15 protein-coding genes are annotated in these 15369 nt (G+C 63.2%); 12 read left to right on the top strand and 3 right to left on the bottom strand.

Features of this window, described 5'->3' with window-relative positions; all coding sequences use genetic code 11:
* Window positions 1-46: 46 nt before the first annotated feature.
* The 5 genes from KHO30_RS19545 (at window position 47) to lnt (ending at window position 5305) form a co-directional block, all read left to right on the top strand.
* Window positions 47-1120, top strand: a complete 1074-nt coding sequence (locus KHO30_RS19545) for a PhoH family protein (RefSeq protein WP_200618182.1) — start codon at window positions 47-49, stop codon at window positions 1118-1120.
* 84 nt (window positions 1121-1204) lie between these two features.
* Complete coding sequence (ybeY, locus tag KHO30_RS19540; RefSeq protein ID WP_211701913.1) at window positions 1205-1666, top strand: rRNA maturation RNase YbeY; 462 nt, start codon at window positions 1205-1207, stop codon at window positions 1664-1666.
* Window positions 1667-1705: 39 nt separating this feature from the next.
* Window positions 1706-2419: a gamma-glutamylcyclotransferase gene (locus KHO30_RS19535; RefSeq protein WP_093635499.1), complete on the top strand. Its 714-nt coding sequence runs from the start codon at window positions 1706-1708 to the stop codon at window positions 2417-2419.
* A gap of 230 nt (window positions 2420-2649) precedes the next feature.
* Window positions 2650-3546: a CorC family transporter gene (locus KHO30_RS19530; RefSeq protein WP_054034680.1), complete on the top strand. Its 897-nt coding sequence runs from the start codon at window positions 2650-2652 to the stop codon at window positions 3544-3546.
* A 49-nt stretch (window positions 3547-3595) separates the two neighbouring features.
* Window positions 3596-5305, top strand: a complete 1710-nt coding sequence (lnt, locus tag KHO30_RS19525; RefSeq protein WP_200618180.1) for an apolipoprotein N-acyltransferase — start codon at window positions 3596-3598, stop codon at window positions 5303-5305.
* A 126-nt stretch (window positions 5306-5431) separates the two neighbouring features.
* On the opposite strand, the gene loiP is transcribed toward lnt, so the two are convergent.
* Both loiP and KHO30_RS19515 read right to left on the bottom strand, forming a co-directional pair.
* Entirely contained in the window at window positions 5432-6190 is a 759-nt protein-coding gene (loiP, locus tag KHO30_RS19520; RefSeq protein WP_211701912.1) for a metalloprotease LoiP, read from the bottom strand.
* 294 nt (window positions 6191-6484) lie between these two features.
* Window positions 6485-7099, bottom strand: a complete 615-nt coding sequence (locus tag KHO30_RS19515; protein ID WP_175050754.1) for a glutathione S-transferase C-terminal domain-containing protein — start codon at window positions 7097-7099, stop codon at window positions 6485-6487.
* A 233-nt stretch (window positions 7100-7332) separates the two neighbouring features.
* Here KHO30_RS19515 and KHO30_RS19510 point away from each other — a divergent pair, with 233 nt between their 5' ends.
* The 6 genes from KHO30_RS19510 (at window position 7333) to ruvC (ending at window position 13920) form a co-directional block, all read left to right on the top strand.
* Window positions 7333-8739 (top strand): aminopeptidase P N-terminal domain-containing protein, encoded by a 1407-nt coding sequence (locus tag KHO30_RS19510; RefSeq protein WP_211701911.1) that lies wholly within the window; start codon window positions 7333-7335, stop codon window positions 8737-8739.
* A 44-nt stretch (window positions 8740-8783) separates the two neighbouring features.
* Window positions 8784-10025 (top strand): UbiH/UbiF/VisC/COQ6 family ubiquinone biosynthesis hydroxylase, encoded by a 1242-nt coding sequence (locus tag KHO30_RS19505; protein ID WP_200658729.1) that lies wholly within the window; start codon window positions 8784-8786, stop codon window positions 10023-10025.
* A gap of 266 nt (window positions 10026-10291) precedes the next feature.
* Entirely contained in the window at window positions 10292-11359 is a 1068-nt protein-coding gene (gene dusB / locus KHO30_RS19500; RefSeq protein ID WP_093635492.1) for a tRNA dihydrouridine synthase DusB, read from the top strand.
* Window positions 11356-11589: a Fis family transcriptional regulator gene (locus KHO30_RS19495; RefSeq protein ID WP_007180440.1), complete on the top strand. Its 234-nt coding sequence runs from the start codon at window positions 11356-11358 to the stop codon at window positions 11587-11589. Before dusB ends, KHO30_RS19495 begins: the two co-directional genes overlap by 4 nt.
* A gap of 50 nt (window positions 11590-11639) precedes the next feature.
* The gene (gene purH, locus KHO30_RS19490) at window positions 11640-13205 is read left to right on the top strand and encodes a bifunctional phosphoribosylaminoimidazolecarboxamide formyltransferase/IMP cyclohydrolase (protein WP_211701910.1); all 1566 of its coding nucleotides are present in this window, start codon (window positions 11640-11642) and stop codon (window positions 13203-13205) included.
* A 172-nt stretch (window positions 13206-13377) separates the two neighbouring features.
* Complete coding sequence (ruvC, locus tag KHO30_RS19485) at window positions 13378-13920, top strand: crossover junction endodeoxyribonuclease RuvC (RefSeq protein WP_093635488.1); 543 nt, start codon at window positions 13378-13380, stop codon at window positions 13918-13920.
* A gap of 4 nt (window positions 13921-13924) precedes the next feature.
* Here the strand turns inward: ruvC and KHO30_RS19480 are convergent, their stop codons facing one another.
* Complete coding sequence (locus tag KHO30_RS19480; protein WP_093635486.1) at window positions 13925-14557, bottom strand: LysE family translocator; 633 nt, start codon at window positions 14555-14557, stop codon at window positions 13925-13927.
* Between the two features lie 197 nt (window positions 14558-14754).
* Here KHO30_RS19480 and ruvA point away from each other — a divergent pair, with 197 nt between their 5' ends.
* Window positions 14755-15336 carry a Holliday junction branch migration protein RuvA gene (ruvA, locus tag KHO30_RS19475; RefSeq protein ID WP_211701909.1) on the top strand — a complete coding sequence of 194 codons (582 nt, stop codon included), beginning with the start codon at window positions 14755-14757 and terminating at the stop codon, window positions 15334-15336.
* Window positions 15337-15369 lie beyond the last annotated feature (33 nt).

Genomic DNA, 15369 nt, shown 5'->3' with positions numbered 1-15369 from the left:
GCGACGCCAGCCAGCGTCACAACCCCGACAGGATCGATCCTCCGCCTTGAAGACCACTCAGCAGCATCTGGAATTCACCGCACCGCGCGACGACAACGCGCGGCTCGCCAACCTCTGCGGACCGCTCGACGAGAATCTGCGGCAGATCGAGCAGGCGCTCGACGTGACGCTGCAACGCCGTGGCCACCGCATCACGATTCGCGGGCGCGGCGCGAAACTCGCGCTGACCGCGCTCGAAAAGTTCTACGACAACTCACAGAAACCCCTGTCGGTCGACGACATCCAGCTCGCGCTCGTTGAAGTGCGCCAGCCGGCACGCCATCGCGCGAACGGCAACGGCCATGGCACGGAAGCGCTGGACCCGCGCTTTCCGGGCAATCCGGATCACCCGTTCGATCAGCCCGCCGACAGCGGCGACGACGACCTCGAAGAACTCGGCCCGAAGCTGTACACGCGTCGCGCCGATCTGCGCGGCCGCACGCCGATGCAACGCGAGTATCTGAAACAGATCATTTCGCACGACGTGACGTTCGGCATCGGTCCGGCGGGAACGGGCAAGACCTATCTCGCGGTGGCTTGCGCGGTGGACGCGCTGGAGCGCGATCAGGTCAAACGCATCGTGTTGACGCGTCCGGCCGTCGAAGCGGGCGAACGTCTTGGCTTCCTGCCGGGCGATCTGGCGCAGAAGGTCGATCCGTATCTGCGTCCCTTGTACGACGCGTTGTACGACCTGCTCGGTTTCGACAAGACCGCCAAGATGTTCGAGCGGCAAATGATCGAAATCGCCCCGCTCGCGTACATGCGCGGCCGTACGCTGAATCACGCGTTCATCATCCTCGACGAGGCGCAGAACACCACGCCCGAACAGATGAAGATGTTCCTCACGCGGATTGGCTTCGGCTCGAAGGCCGTGGTCACCGGCGACACGACCCAAGTCGACTTGCCGCGTGGTCACAAGAGCGGGCTGATCGAAGCGCAGCAAGTGCTGGCGGACGTGCGTGGCATTGCGCTCACGCGCTTCACGAGCGCCGACGTGGTGCGGCATCCGCTGGTCGCGCGAATTGTGGAGGCGTACGATGCGCATTCGCAGAAAACCGCCAGTCCGGCGGATTCGCGCTAGATTGCCTCGTTAATTTACGTCGTTAATTTTGCGCCGAACTCCACTGGACAGGCCGCAGCAAACCAGGCAACAAACCGAACAAGCATGAGCCGCGCACCGAAACTGACGTTGAATCTGCAATTCCCCGCCGCCAAGACCTGGCCGGAACATAAGGCGCTGCTGCCGCGCGCCACCGTGGCCGGTTGGATAAAGGCGGCGCTCTTCGCAGACGGCGAGCTGACCGTGCGGTTCGTCGATGCCGAAGAAGGCCGCACGCTGAACCGCACCTATCGCGGCAAAGATTACTCGACCAATGTGCTGACGTTTGCGTACGCCGAATCGGAAGACGATCCGGTGACGGGCGATCTGATCCTGTGCTGTCCAGTGGTCGAAACAGAAGCCGCCGAACAGGGTAAGCCGCTGATCGCGCACTACGCGCATCTGCTGGTGCACGGCACCCTCCATGCGCAAGGCTACGACCACGAGGTCGAGGAAGAAGCCGAGGAGATGGAAGCGATCGAAACCGAAATTCTCGGCAAGCTCGGGTTCCCGGATCCTTACCAATAGTCTTTCCCAACCTCTTTAACTTCTCCGTCAGAAACTACCGTGAGCACGTCCTCCCCTGAAACCGATACGCGACGCACGCCCTGCCCGGACTACCCGCCCGCGCTCGGCGAACCGCGGCTGCTGACTGAGGAGGAGTTGCGCGCGTCGCTCGAATGCACGTTGCGCGACTGGGACCGCAAGAGCGATCTGTGGCTGTTCGGTTATGGTTCGCTGATCTGGAATCCCGGTCTGCCTAGTGTCGAAGCGGCCCGCTCGAAAGTGCATGGTTATCACCGTGGACTGTATCTGTGGTCGCGTGTGAATCGCGGCACGCCCGAACAGCCGGGCCTCGTGCTCGCGCTCGATCGCGGCGGCTCGTGCTCCGGCATCGCCTTCCGCCTCGCCGCCGAGGGTGCGATGCCGCATCTGGAAGCGCTGTGGCGCCGTGAAATGCCAATGGGTTCGTATCGCCCGACGTGGCTGCCCTGCGTGCTCGCCGACGGCCGCCGCGTCGACGCGCTCGCGTTCGTGATGCGGCGCGACGTGCCGACCTACACCGGCAAACTACGTGACGAGGTCGTCAAAACCGTGTTCGGCTGCGCGAGCGGCCGCTACGGCACCACGCTCGACTACGTGAGCCGCACCGTCCACGCGTTGCGCGAAAGCGGCATGCCCGACCGCGCGCTCGAAGCGCTGCTCGAGCGTTGCCGCGAGGAAAGCCGCGAGGCCGGTCATGACGCTGAGCGGCAAACGGGCCAAGGCTCGGCACAATAAGGCAAACGCAGCCGCGCCCACTTCAGCGCCCCGCTCGATCCTTACTTTTTTGCTCGAAAACGCTTTTCCTCCCGTAATCAGTTAGGATTGACCCATGCCCACCGCGCGCGGCCGGGCGGGTCACCACTGCTTCACTCATCGCCCAGCCCGGCAGGACACGGTCCTGCCATGTGCCTGGTGTATCCTTAATGCTCTGCAACAGCGCGCCCAGTCTCGCCGGGCGCACTACCATGAACGACACGTATCCCAGTCGACACCGAACTAGCGACAAACCACAGGAAAAACGCTCACTCCTCGAGCGTCTGACCGACTTCATCTCGCCCGAGCCCGACTCGCGGGCCGAACTTCTGGAAATCCTGCAGGACGCGCACGAGCGCAACCTGATCGACGCCGACTCGCTGTCGATGATCGAGGGCGTATTCCAGGTGTCCGAACTCAGCGCCCGCGACATCATGGTGCCGCGCGCTCAAATGGACGCGATCAACATCGCGGACAATCCCGCCGAATTCATCCCCTACGTGCTGGAAAAAGCGCACTCGCGCTATCCGGTATTCGAAGGCAATCGCGACAACATCATTGGTGTGCTGCTCGCGAAAGACCTGCTGCGCTACTACGCCGAAGACGAATTCGACGTGCGCGGCATGCTGCGCCCCGCCGTCTTCATCCCGGAGTCCAAGCGCCTGAATGTGCTGCTGCACGACTTCCGCGTGAATCGTAATCACCTCGCGGTGGTGGTCGACGAATACGGCGGCGTGGCAGGCCTTATCACGATTGAAGACGTGCTGGAACAGATCGTCGGCGATATTGAAGACGAATACGATTTCGATGAGGAAAGCGGCAACATCATCGCCTCGCCGGACGGCCGCTTCCGCGTGCGTGCGCTCACGGAGATCGAGCAGTTCAACGAGTCCTTCGGCACACATTTTCCGGACGACGAAGTCGATACGATCGGCGGTCTCGTCACGCATCATTTTGGACGGGTGCCGCATCGCGGCGAAAAAGTCCGCCTCGACGATCTGATCTTCGAGATTCTGCGCGGCGACGCCCGCCAGATTCACATGCTGCTGGTGCGCCGCGACCCGCTCGCGGGCCAGCGCGAGCGCGAAGCACAGCACGTGCAGACCTGATCCGTTCCTTTTCTTCGCCTCTTCAACTTCTCACGCCGACCGCGCAACAATGGCCGACCCGATTACATCCCGTTCGCGCCGCGGCGTGAGTGCCCCTGTCGCCCCTGCCACCCAGGAGGCGCGCGGCCGTGCACTGCCCCGCTGGCATTACCTCGTCGCGCTGGCCGCCGGTGCGGCCAATACGCTGTCGTTCGCGCCAACGCCGCATGGCGGCTGGCTCGAACTTGTGATCTTCGTGTTCTTTTTCGCATGGCTCACGCGCACGACCGGCTGGAAAAGCGCCGCGCTGACGGGCGGCGCATTCGGCTTCGGCAACTACGTCACCGGCGTATGGTGGCTGTACGTCAGCATGCACGACTACGGCGGCATGGCCGCACCGCTCGCGGGCGCAGCGGTCGTGTTGTTCACGTTGTATCTGGCGGTGTATCCGGCGCTGGCTGCCGGCGTCTGGTCGTTCTGCGCGGGGCACGCGCGCAACGGCGCATCCGACAACGACAAACCGTTTTCTCCGACCTGGCATGGCGCGCTGGCGTTTGCGAGCGCGTGGGCGATTGGCGAATGGTTGCGCGGCACGGTGTTCACCGGTTTTCCATGGCTCTCGAGTGGTTATGCGCAGGTAGATGGCCCGTTCGCCGGGTTTGCGCCCGTCGCGGGCGTGTACGGCGTCGGCTGGATGCTGGCGCTGGTGGCCGCATTGATCGTGCAGGCGCTGATACCGCTGTTGCCTTCGCGCGGGCAGCTCGATACCACCGATGCCGGCAACGAGGCTAAACGCAGCGTCGCACGCGTTGCTGTGCCGGGGGGAATCGCGGTTGCGCTGATCGCAGCCGGCCTGCTGCTGCCGCTCGCGCAATGGACCCTGCCGGCCAACGCGCCGCTGACGGTGCGCCTCCTGCAGGGCAACGTCAAACAGGAAATGAAGTTCGAAGTAGCCGGCATGCGCGCTGCGATCGACCAGTATCAGCAGATGATCACATCCAAGCCGGCCGATCTGATCGTCACGCCGGAAACCGCCATTCCGGTGCTCGCGCAGCAATTGCCGCCGCAGTTCGCGTCGGCGGTGCGCAACTTTTCAGACACGACTGGCACCGCGATCGTGTTCGGCGCGATCGGCGGCACGATCACGCCGGAAGGCCAGGTGGTCGACTACACGAACAGCCTGTTCGGCGTCACGCCGGGCACGCGCGACGTATATCGCTACGACAAACACCATCTCGTGCCGTTTGGCGAATTCGTGCCGTGGGGCTTTCGCTGGTTCGTCAACCTGATGAGCATTCCGCTCGGCGATTTCGCGCGCGGCGCGCCGGTGCAGAAGCCGTTCATCGTGCATAACCAGCCGGTCTCGGTCGATATCTGCTACGAGGATATTTTCGGCGAGGAGATTGCGCGGAACATTCGCGAGAGCGACACGCCCGCGGGTGTACTGGTCAACTCGACCAATCTCGCCTGGTTCGGCGACACGATCGCGCTGGATCAGCATCTGCAGATTGCGCGCATGCGTTCGCTGGAAACCGGCCGGCCGATGCTGCGCGCGACCAACACCGGCATGACCGCTGCGATCGACGCCAACGGCAAGGTGATCGGGCGCTTGACGCCGTTCACGATCGGCTCGCTCGATGTGACGGTGCAAGGCACCTCGGGCAGCACGCCTTATGTGACGAGCGGCAATAACACGGTGCTGGCCGTTTCGCTATTGCTGCTGGCGTTCGGGTTTGCATTCGGGCCCGGGATTACGCGGCGGCAAAACGGTAAGAAATAAATCGCGATAAAACGGCGTGACTGTGCGCATGCCGTTTATATGTGAAAACGCAGTGGTGAATCTCGCCTCAATAGAAAAACGCGCGCTCCGGAACCCCGTGAGCGCGCGTCTATAAAAAATCAGGCTTTACTGATTCGATGCGATCCGCTGCTGAATATGTTGTGCGCGCGCCGGTGAAGCCGGATGCGAACTCAACATGCTCGATTTACCGCCATCCAGTTGCGCAAGCTTGTTGAACGCCGTCACCAATCCCGACGGATCGAGATTCTTCTTTTTCTGCAAGTCGAATGAATAATCGTCGGCCGCGCTTTCCTGAGTTTGCGAGAACTGCGCGTTAATCAGCTTCTCGGAAAAATCGCCCAGTTGCGAACCGGACAATGCCCCCGCCACGCCACCCGCCGACGATGCCACCGTACGCGCCGCCGAAGTCGCGTACGCGACCTGCATCGCCTTCTTCGTATGGCCGAGTGCAACGTGGCCCATCTCGTGGCCGACCACGCCGCGCACTTCGTTGTCGTTCATCATGTCCATCAGGCCGCTATAGACGCGCACGCAGCCGTTGGCCATCGCCCATGCATTGACGTCCTTGGTGATGTACACCTTGTAGTTCACCGGCACGCCGTTGATGTTGTTGCCCAGTTGCGCGGCGATCTTGTTCAGGCGTTTCTGATACTTGCTGTTTGCGGGGGCAATCTGATTTTCGCTATCCAGCTGCGCGCACGACTTGTCGGTCAGCGTACGCACGTCAGCATCGCTGAGTGTGGCGGCCTGAGCGGCCTGCTGGCCGGACTGGATCAGCGCAGTCGGATTAACGTTGCTCACGTTCGAGCACGCAGCAAACAGCGCACAGGCGGAAGCGACAATGACAAAGCGGTACGATTTCATGGTGGAAGTCTCTTTTGCGGACGTTATTAATATCGACGGCGCGTTTTAATGCACCGCCCATTCGCAATGGCCGCAGATCACGGGAGAAAAACTCCGCGTATGTCGATTGCATAAACCATTACGCCACGCGACAGACAAAAAAATGCGCCTGACGGGTAGGCGCATTTTTACCACAAACGTAAGCTTAAATTTATGCTTATGAAAGCGTGAATGACATCATTTTGCAATTTAGCGAAAATTGCGGGCGGCGCGATTCCAGACAACCGCACCGTTGAGCGGTAACGCGTACTCCGTTCAGTCCGCCGGCACCGTATCAATGAACGACTGACGCAGCGACAGTTTCTGGAAATGTTTATCCAGGTTCGGATACCCTTCGCGCCAGTTCAACTGAGGCATGCGGAAATCGAGGTAGCCCAGCGCGCAGCCCACGGCGATATCCGCGAGCGTGTAGTGGTTGCCCGTGCACCACGGCTTGGTGCCCAAGCCCTGTGACATGGCGATCAGGCCTTCGTCGATCTTGCGCTGCTGCCGCGCGACCCACGCGTCCACGCGCTGTTCGGGCGCGCGCTGGGTGCTTTCGAGGCGAATCAGCACCGCGGCGTCCAGCATGCCGTCGGCGAGCGCTTCCCAGCAGCGCACTTCGACGCGCTCTCGCCCAGACGGCGGAATCAGCTTGCCGACCGGCGACAGCGTATCCACGTATTCGCAGATCACCCGCGAGTCGAACACCGCTTCACCGTCTTCCATCACGAGGCATGGCACCTTGCCGATCGGGTTGAAGGTGTGAATCGTGGTATCCGGCGCCCAGACGTTCTCGGGCACGAGTTCGTAGTCGATCTTCTTGTCGGCCAGAACGATCCGCGCTTTGCGCACGAACGGGCTGGCGAGCGAACCGATGAGTTTCATCATTACCATCTGCCTTTTCTTGAATTCGGCGAAAGTATAAGTGGTCGGCGGCATTCCCGAGCACAGCGCAGTCGCTTCGCAAGCCGCATGGATGCTCGCTGTGGATGGATTGCAACATTGCCGCGACGCCAGCATGCCGTCTACCCGGCCAAATGGCCAACGTGGCCGGGGCGACCACCTCTCCCCGCCAGTATCCGCGCAAAATAAGTCTCCGCATTGGGCGCTACAATCTCACGATGAACCAGCCGACCGAACCCACCATCGCCATCGACGTCTACCGCACGCGCCGCGAGCGCGTCCTCGCCGCGCTGCGCGCGACGGGTGGGGGCGTCGCCATCGTCCCCACCGCGCCGGAAAAGCTGCGCAACCGGGATGCCGACTACCCCTACCGGCACGATAGCTACTTCTACTATCTGACGGGCTTCACGGAACCCGAGGCGTGGCTGGTGCTCGATGCCAGCGCCGCATCCGGCGAACCGGCCTCGATCCTGTTCTGTCGCGAGAAGAATATCGAGCGCGAGACGTGGGAAGGTTTCCGTTTCGGGCCGGACGGCGCACGCGAGGCGTTCGGCTTCGACGCCGCCTTCCCAGTCGACGAAATCGACGCGCAACTACCCCGTATTCTCGCCGACAAGCCATCGCTGCATTACGCGCTCGGCACGTCGGCGGAACTGGACGAACGGGTGCGCGGCTGGCTCGACGCGGTGCGCTCGCTGGGACGCAGCGGCGTCGCAGCGCCCACGGCCGCGCATGATCTGATCCCGTTGCTCGACGACATGCGGCTCATCAAGGATCCCCACGAACTCGCCATCATGCACCGTGCCGGACAGATTTCCGCGCAAGCGCATCGCCGCGCGATGGCCGCCTGCCACCCCGGCGTGCGCGAGTACGAACTCGAAGCCGAGCTGCTCTACACCTTCCGCAAATTCGGCTCGCAGGCGCCGGCTTACACGTCGATCGTCGCCGCGGGCGCCAATGCCTGCGTGCTGCACTACCCGGCCGGCAACGCGATCGCCCAGGACGGCGACCTGATCCTGATCGACGCCGCCTGCGAACTCGACGGCTACGCGTCCGACATCACCCGCACCTTCCCGGCGAGCGGCCGCTTCACGCCGGCGCAGCGCGAGTTGTACGACATCGTGCTGGCCGCGCAGCAGGCTGCGGTCGATGCAACCCGCGTCGGCGCGACCTTCGACGATCCGCACCAGGCCGCCGTGCGCGTGCTGTCGCAAGGCCTGCTCGATACCGGCATCATCGACCGCGCGAAGTTCGCCTCGGTCGACCAGGTGATCGCGGAGCGCGCCTATGCGCCGTTCTACATGCACCGTACCGGCCACTGGCTCGGCATGGACGTGCACGACGTCGGCGACTACCGCGAACGCGGCGCGCCGCGCGACGAAGCGGGCGCGCTGCCGTGGCGCACGCTGCAGGTGGGGATGACGCTGACCATCGAGCCCGGCTTGTACATCCGTCCGACTGAAGGCGTGCCCGAGCGCTACTGGAACATCGGCATCCGCATTGAGGACGACGCAATCGTCACGGCGGCGGGTTGCGAGCTGATCACACGCGACGTCCCGGTGGCGGCCGACGAGATCGAGGCGCTGATGCAGGAAGCCCGCGCGGCCCAGCCGCTAAAGCAGTAACCGCGGCAGTTACCCAGGCAGCAACACAAGGAAGCAAACCCGCAATGAACGACGTTTCCCAGTCGACGGTGATTCTCAAACCCGCCGCGTCCGACCATGGCTTCGATTTCGACGTGACGATCGTCGGCGCCGGGCCGGTCGGTCTGGCGCTTGCCGGCTGGCTGGCGCGCCGCAGCGCGACGCAGGCGCTGAAGATCGCGCTGATCGACGCGCGCGAGCCGGAAGATTCGATTGCCGATCCGCGCGCGATCGCCGTCTCGCACGGCAGCCGGATGATTCTCGAACCGCTGCGCTGGCCCGCCGACGCCACCGCGATCCAGCGCATCCACGTGTCGCAGCGTGGCCATTTCGGCCGCACGCTGATCGACCACAGCGAGCACGGCCTGCCGGCGCTCGGCTACGTGCTGCGTTATGGGTCGATCGTGCATGGTCTCGCCGAAGCGGTTCATGCGAGCTCGGTGCACTGGTTCCGCTCCACCTCCGCCGCGGCGCCGACTCAGGACCTCGACGGCGTCACGCTGCCGATCGAAACCGCGGGTGTCACGCGCAATCTGCGCACGCGGATTCTGGTGAATGCCGAAGGGGGGCTGTTCGGCGACCAGAAACAGAAAGCCACCGGAAGCGCGGGCAGCAGCGCCGGCGGCGGTACGCGCGATTACGGGCAGACCGCGCTGGTCGGCACGGTCACCGTGTCGGCGCCGCAGCCGCATGTGGCGTGGGAGCGCTTCACGTCGCAAGGGCCGATCGCATTGCTGCCGATGGGCGGCGTGCGCGGCGCGAATTACGCGCTGGTCTGGTGCTGCGCCCCCGACGAAGCCGCGCGACGCGCACAACTCTCCGACGACGAATTCCTGCTTGAACTCGGCACCGCATTCGGCAATCGCATGGGCCGCTTTACGCAAATCAAGGGACGCGCGTCGTTCCCGCTCGGACTGAACGCGGTCGATACGCTGGTGAACGGCCACGTCGTTGCAATCGGCAATGCGGCGCAGACGCTGCATCCGGTGGCGGGTCAGGGTCTGAATCTGGGCTTGCGCGACGCGCACGCGCTCGCCGATGCCTTGTCGGCAGAAGGTCCGACCCCGCTGGCTCTCGCGACGTTCGCGCAACGCCGCGCGCTCGATCGGCGCCTGACGATCGGTGCAACCGACACGCTAGCGCGCCTTTTCACCGTCGACTTCCCGCCGCTCGCCGCCTTGCGCGGCCTCGCGCTCACCGCGCTCGAATTCGTGCCGCCGGTGAAAACCGCGCTGGCGCGGCAAATGATGTTCGGCCAGCGCCGCTGAGCGCGCAGCCCGTTCGCGCCTGACGCCCTCGGTGCTGCAGTCTTTTTAGGCACCGTACCAAGCACATAAGCAGGCCCGTTAGCAGCGCCGCGCGAACGGGTCCGATTCTATGAACCGGACCACTTTCATAGAAGATTTAATGAGTTACGACAGACTCAAGTCGGGTGTCGACTATCCGTTAACGCTAAAATGGCGGTTTTCCTTCGCATTTCGCGCAATCTTCGATTGTCAGAAACTTAACAATCGGCCACAAGCGCGTCCAAGTCATGCCCACTCTCGGCCCCCACAATCTGCGAAACAACCTGTTCGTCGCCCCCATGGCCGGCGTAACCGACCGGCCGTTCCGCCAGCTGTGCAAACGGCTGGGCGCGGGCTATGCGGTGTCGGAAATGGTCGCCTCGAACGCGCAGTTGTGGAAAAGCGAAAAAACCATGCGCCGTGCTAACCACACGGGCGAAGTCGAACCGATCGCCGTGCAGATCGCCGGCGCGGATCCGACCATGATGGCCGAAGCCGCTCGCTACAACGTGGCGAACGGCGCGCAGATCATCGACATCAACATGGGCTGCCCGGCCAAGAAAGTGTGCAACGTGGCCGCGGGTTCTGCCTTGCTGCAGAACGAACCGCTGGTGCAGCGCATCGTCGAAGCGGTGGTGGGCGCAGTGGGCGTCGGGCCCGATGCGGTGCCCGTCACGCTGAAGATCCGCACCGGCTGGGATCGCGACAACAAAAACGCTTTGACGGTCGCCCGTCTGGCCGAAGCCGCCGGCATTTCCATGCTGACCGTGCACGGCCGCACGCGCGCCGACCTGTATCACGGCGACGCCGAATACGAGACCATCGCTGCCGTCAAAGCAGCGGTGCGCATTCCGGTGGTCGCCAATGGCGACATCACGTCGCCGCAAAAAGCCCGCGAGGTGCTCGCCGCCACCGGCGCCGACGCCATCATGATCGGCCGCGCCGCTCAGGGGCGTCCGTGGCTGTTCCGCGAGATCGAGTATTTCCTGCAAACGGGTGAGTTGCTGCCGCCGCCGCGCATCGACGAAATCCAGCAGGTGATGAACGAGCATCTCGAAGATCACTACGCGTTCTACGGCGAATTTACGGGCGTGCGCACTGCGCGTAAGCATATCGGCTGGTACACTCGCGGCCTTTCTGGCGCCAACGTGTTCCGGCACCGTATGAATACGCTGGACACCACGCGCGAACAACTCCTCGCCGTCAACGAATTCTTCGACGCCCAAAAGGCGATTTCCGACCGCCTCGTCTACGTCGACGAGACGCTCAGCAAGAATGACGGCGAGCCGGACCATACCGACCGACTAGCAGCATGAGCAAGAACAATATCGAACAATCTGTCCGCGACAGCCTGGGGATGTATTTCCAGGATCTCGACGGCTCCAATCCGCATGACGTCTACGACATGGTTATTTCATGCGTGGAAAAACCCTTGCTCGAAGTGGTGCTCGAGCAGGCCGGCGGCAATCAGTCGCTGGCCGCCGAGTATCTCGGCATCAACCGCAATACGCTGCGCAAGAAGCTGCAACAGCACGGTCTGTTGTAGTTTTTTTTTCGGCGCCCTGCCACGTTTCCCTTCGGCTTTTCGTCTTCATCATGATCAAGCAAGCGCTCATCTCCGTTTCCGACAAGTCCGGCATCGTCGACTTCGCCAAGTCGCTGTCGGACCTCGGCGTCAAGATCCTGTCGACCGGCGGCACCGCGAAACTGCTCGCGGACGCGGGCCTCTCCGTCACCGAAGTCGCCGACTACACGGGCTTCCCGGAAATGCTGGACGGGCGCGTGAAAACGCTGCATCCGAAGGTGCACGGCGGCATTCTCGCGCGCCGCGACCTGCCGGAACACATGACCGCGCTTGAAAAGCACGACATTCCGACGATCGACCTGCTGGTCGTGAATCTGTATCCGTTCGTGCAGACCGTGTCGAAGGAAGAGTGCTCGCTGGAAGACGCGATCGAGAATATCGACATCGGCGGCCCGACCATGCTGCGCTCGGCCGCGAAGAATCATCGCGACGTGACCGTCGTGGTTGATCCGGCGGATTACGCGGTCGTGCTCGACGAAATGCGCGCGAACAACAACACGGTTGCCTACAAGACGAACTTCCGTCTGGCCACCAAGGTATTCGCGCACACCGCGCAGTACGACGGCGCGATCACGAACTACCTGACGAGCCTGACCGACGAATTGCAACACTCGTCGCGCAACACGTACCCGGCTACCTTCAACCTGGCTTTCGACAAGGTGCAGGATCTGCGCTACGGCGAGAACCCTCACCAGAGCGCCGCGTTCTATCGCGATCTGTCGGTGCCGGCCGGCGCACTGGCGAATTACAACCAGTTGCAGGGCAAAGAACTGTCGTACAACAACATCGCCGATTCCGATGCAGCGTGGGAATGCGTGAAGACGTTCGACGTGCCGGCTTGCGTGATCGTCAAGCACGCGAATCCGTGCGGCGTCGCAGTGGGCGCGGACGCGAACGAAGCGTATGCGAAGGCGTTCCAGACCGATCCGACCTCGGCGTTCGGCGGCATCATCGCGTTCAACCGTGAAGTCGACGAAACGGCAGCGCAAGCTGTGGCCAAGCAGTTTGTCGAAGTGCTGATCGCCCCGTCGTTCAGCGCGGCGGCTCGTCAGGTGTTCACGGCCAAGCAGAATGTGCGTCTGCTGGAAATCGCCTTGGGCGAAGGCCATAACGCGTTCGATCTGAAGCGCGTCGGCGGCGGCCTGCTGGTGCAATCGCTCGATTCGAAGAACGTGCAGCCGCACGAATTGCGCGTGGTCACGAAGCGCCACCCCACGCCGAAGGAAATGGACGACCTGCTGTTCGCATGGCGCGTTGCGAAGTACGTGAAGTCGAACGCGATCGTGTTCTGCGGCAACGGCATGACGCTCGGCGTCGGCGCGGGCCAGATGAGCCGCGTGGACTCGGCGCGTATTGCGAGCATCAAGGCGCAGAACGCTGGTTTGACGCTGACCGGCTCGGCCGTGGCGTCGGACGCGTTCTTCCCGTTCCGTGACGGTCTGGATGTGGTGGTGGCGGCAGGCGCAACCTGCGTGATTCAACCGGGCGGCTCGATGCGTGACGACGAAGTGATCGGTGCAGCAGACGAGCACAACATCGCGATGGTGTTGACCGGCGTGCGTCACTTCCGGCATTGAATTCGGCTTCGCGGGCGGCGTGAGCGTTACGCGCCGCTCGCCCGCGTAGCTTGAGCGAAACGGCTCGGTGGAGTTTTCCGCCGGGCCGTTTTGTTTTGGAACACCGCCCGCCACATGGCGCGTTCGTTGTAGTATCGCAAGCACCTGGTTTTTACCGCACGTGCGGCACCTCATGAGAATTCTCGGCATCGACCCCGGCTTGCGCGTGACCGGCTTCGGCGTGATCGATCAACACGGCCATAAGCTCAGCTACGTCGCGAGCGGCACGATTAAAACCGCCGACGCCGATCTGCCGTCGCGTCTCGGCACCATCTTCGAAGGCATTTCGACGCTGATCCGCCAGCACTCGCCGGATCAGTCGGCGATCGAAAAAGTGTTCGTCAACGTCAACCCGCAATCCACTTTGCTGCTCGGCCAGGCGCGCGGCGCGGCGATCTGTGGACTGGTGGCCGGTGGCGTGCCGGTTGCCGAATACACGGCCTTGCAGTTGAAGCAGGCCGTGGTCGGTTATGGCCGCGCGACCAAGGAACAGATGCAGCAGATGGTGGTACGGCTGCTTAACCTCTCCGGCGTGCCAGGCACCGATGCGGCCGACGCCCTCGGCATGGCGATCTGCCACGCGCATGGGGGCTCGACGCTTAGCACGCTGGGCGGCATCGCGCCGTCGCTAGCCAAGAAGGGCCTGCGAGTGCGACGCGGACGGTTGGTCGGCTAGGCCCTCAGTTTCGACTCGCCAGCGCCAAGCGGCACGCCAGTCCGGCAAACACCGTCCCCAACAAATACTGCGGCACGCGCGACGGCCTGCGCCCGGCACTGAGCTTACGGCTCAGCTTGCTCGCCATCAGAATCACGGCGCCGTTCACACAGAAGCCGATCAGATTCAGCACGGTCGCGAGCACCATAATCTGCAGCGCCACCGAGCCCGCTTCGGGCCGCACGAACTGAGGAAATAGCGCGAGCACGAACAGCGCGACTTTAGGATTCAGTAAATTGGTGAAGAGACCCTGCCGGAAGATGCGACCGACCGGATAACGGCTCATCGACGCATTCGGCGACAGCACGGTGCCTTGCGTGCGGAACGTCTTCCAGGCGAGATACAGCAGGTAGGCGGCGCCGGCGAAACGCACGACGTCGTAGGCCATCGGCACGGCCAGGAACAGCTGCGACAGACCGAATGCGGCGGCTAGTGCGTGACAGTAAGTCCCGACCAGAATACCCGCCAACGAGGCGAAACCAGCGGGACGCCCCTGGCTCACGCTGCGCGAAGCGATCAGCAGCATGTCGGGGCCGGGCGTGGCGGTCAATGCGAGACAGGCGCCGGCAAACAGCGCGAGAGTGGTGAGGCTCAGCATGGAAGCTCCTTCTGGTTGTGCCGGGCGAGAACCCGCCAAAAGGGATCTCAGTCTAGGGGGCTGCAACACGCTGGTCAACCGCAGTTGCGCATAATGCAGCGCGCTACTGCGCTGCTTGCCGACGCGCCATCGCGCTACCACGCCCGCGGCGCATCCACTGCGCTACACTCGCCCTTTCTCTCAAGATTGAATCCGCCATGATCGGTCGCATTGCCGGCGTTCTGCTGGAAAAAAACCCGCCGCACCTACTCGTCGACTGCAACGGCGTCGGTTACGAAGTCGACGTGCCGATGAGCACGTTCTACAACCTGCCCTCGACCGGCGAACGCGTCGTGCTGCTCACGCAAATGATCGTGCGAGAAGACGCGCATTTGCTGTACGGTTTCGGCACTGCCGAGGAACGCTCGACGTTCCGCGAACTGCTGAAGATCAGCGGCATCGGCGCGCGTATGGCGCTCGCCGTGCTCTCCGGCATGAGCGTGCATGAGCTGGCGCAGACCGTCACCATGCAGGACGCAGCGCGCCTGACTCGCGTGCCGGGCATCGGCAAGAAAACAGCGGAGCGGCTGCTCCTCGAACTGAAGGGCAAGATCGGCGCCGACCTGGGCGCGCTGGCGGGCGCGGCGTCGGCATCCGACCACGCCTCCGATATCCTGAACGCACTGATCGCATTGGGTTACTCCGAAAAAGAAGCATTGGCGGCCGTCAAGAACGTGCCGGCGGGCACCGGCGTTTCCGAAGGCATCAAGCTCGCGTTGAAGGCGTTGTCCAAGGGTTAAAAGCTCATGCCGTGACGATGGCACCACGTGCGA

The organism is Paraburkholderia aspalathi (assembly GCF_905220735.1).
Classification (GTDB): domain Bacteria; phylum Pseudomonadota; class Gammaproteobacteria; order Burkholderiales; family Burkholderiaceae; genus Paraburkholderia; species Paraburkholderia aspalathi.
Note: the sequence above shows the minus strand (reverse complement) of the source record. Positions and strands in the feature narration are given on the sequence as shown.

What these genes read in the sequence shown, in the direction of transcription:
- ybeY (WP_211701913.1), top strand. Translation starts at nt 1,205, where the DNA reads ATGAGCCGCGCACCGAAACTGACGTTGAATCTGCAATTCCCCGCCGCC.
- KHO30_RS19480 (WP_093635486.1), bottom strand. Translation starts at nt 14,557, where the DNA reads ATGCTGAGCCTCACCACTCTCGCGCTGTTTGCCGGCGCCTGTCTCGCA.
- KHO30_RS19530 (WP_054034680.1), top strand. Translation starts at nt 2,650, where the DNA reads ATGAACGACACGTATCCCAGTCGACACCGAACTAGCGACAAACCACAG.
- lnt (WP_200618180.1), top strand. Translation starts at nt 3,596, where the DNA reads ATGGCCGACCCGATTACATCCCGTTCGCGCCGCGGCGTGAGTGCCCCT.
- ruvC (WP_093635488.1), top strand. Translation starts at nt 13,378, where the DNA reads ATGAGAATTCTCGGCATCGACCCCGGCTTGCGCGTGACCGGCTTCGGC.
- dusB (WP_093635492.1), top strand. Translation starts at nt 10,292, where the DNA reads ATGCCCACTCTCGGCCCCCACAATCTGCGAAACAACCTGTTCGTCGCC.
- KHO30_RS19495 (WP_007180440.1), top strand. Translation starts at nt 11,356, where the DNA reads ATGAGCAAGAACAATATCGAACAATCTGTCCGCGACAGCCTGGGGATG.
- loiP (WP_211701912.1), bottom strand. Translation starts at nt 6,190, where the DNA reads ATGAAATCGTACCGCTTTGTCATTGTCGCTTCCGCCTGTGCGCTGTTT.
- KHO30_RS19505 (WP_200658729.1), top strand. Translation starts at nt 8,784, where the DNA reads ATGAACGACGTTTCCCAGTCGACGGTGATTCTCAAACCCGCCGCGTCC.
- purH (WP_211701910.1), top strand. Translation starts at nt 11,640, where the DNA reads ATGATCAAGCAAGCGCTCATCTCCGTTTCCGACAAGTCCGGCATCGTC.
- ruvA (WP_211701909.1), top strand. Translation starts at nt 14,755, where the DNA reads ATGATCGGTCGCATTGCCGGCGTTCTGCTGGAAAAAAACCCGCCGCAC.
- KHO30_RS19515 (WP_175050754.1), bottom strand. Translation starts at nt 7,099, where the DNA reads ATGATGAAACTCATCGGTTCGCTCGCCAGCCCGTTCGTGCGCAAAGCG.
- KHO30_RS19510 (WP_211701911.1), top strand. Translation starts at nt 7,333, where the DNA reads ATGAACCAGCCGACCGAACCCACCATCGCCATCGACGTCTACCGCACG.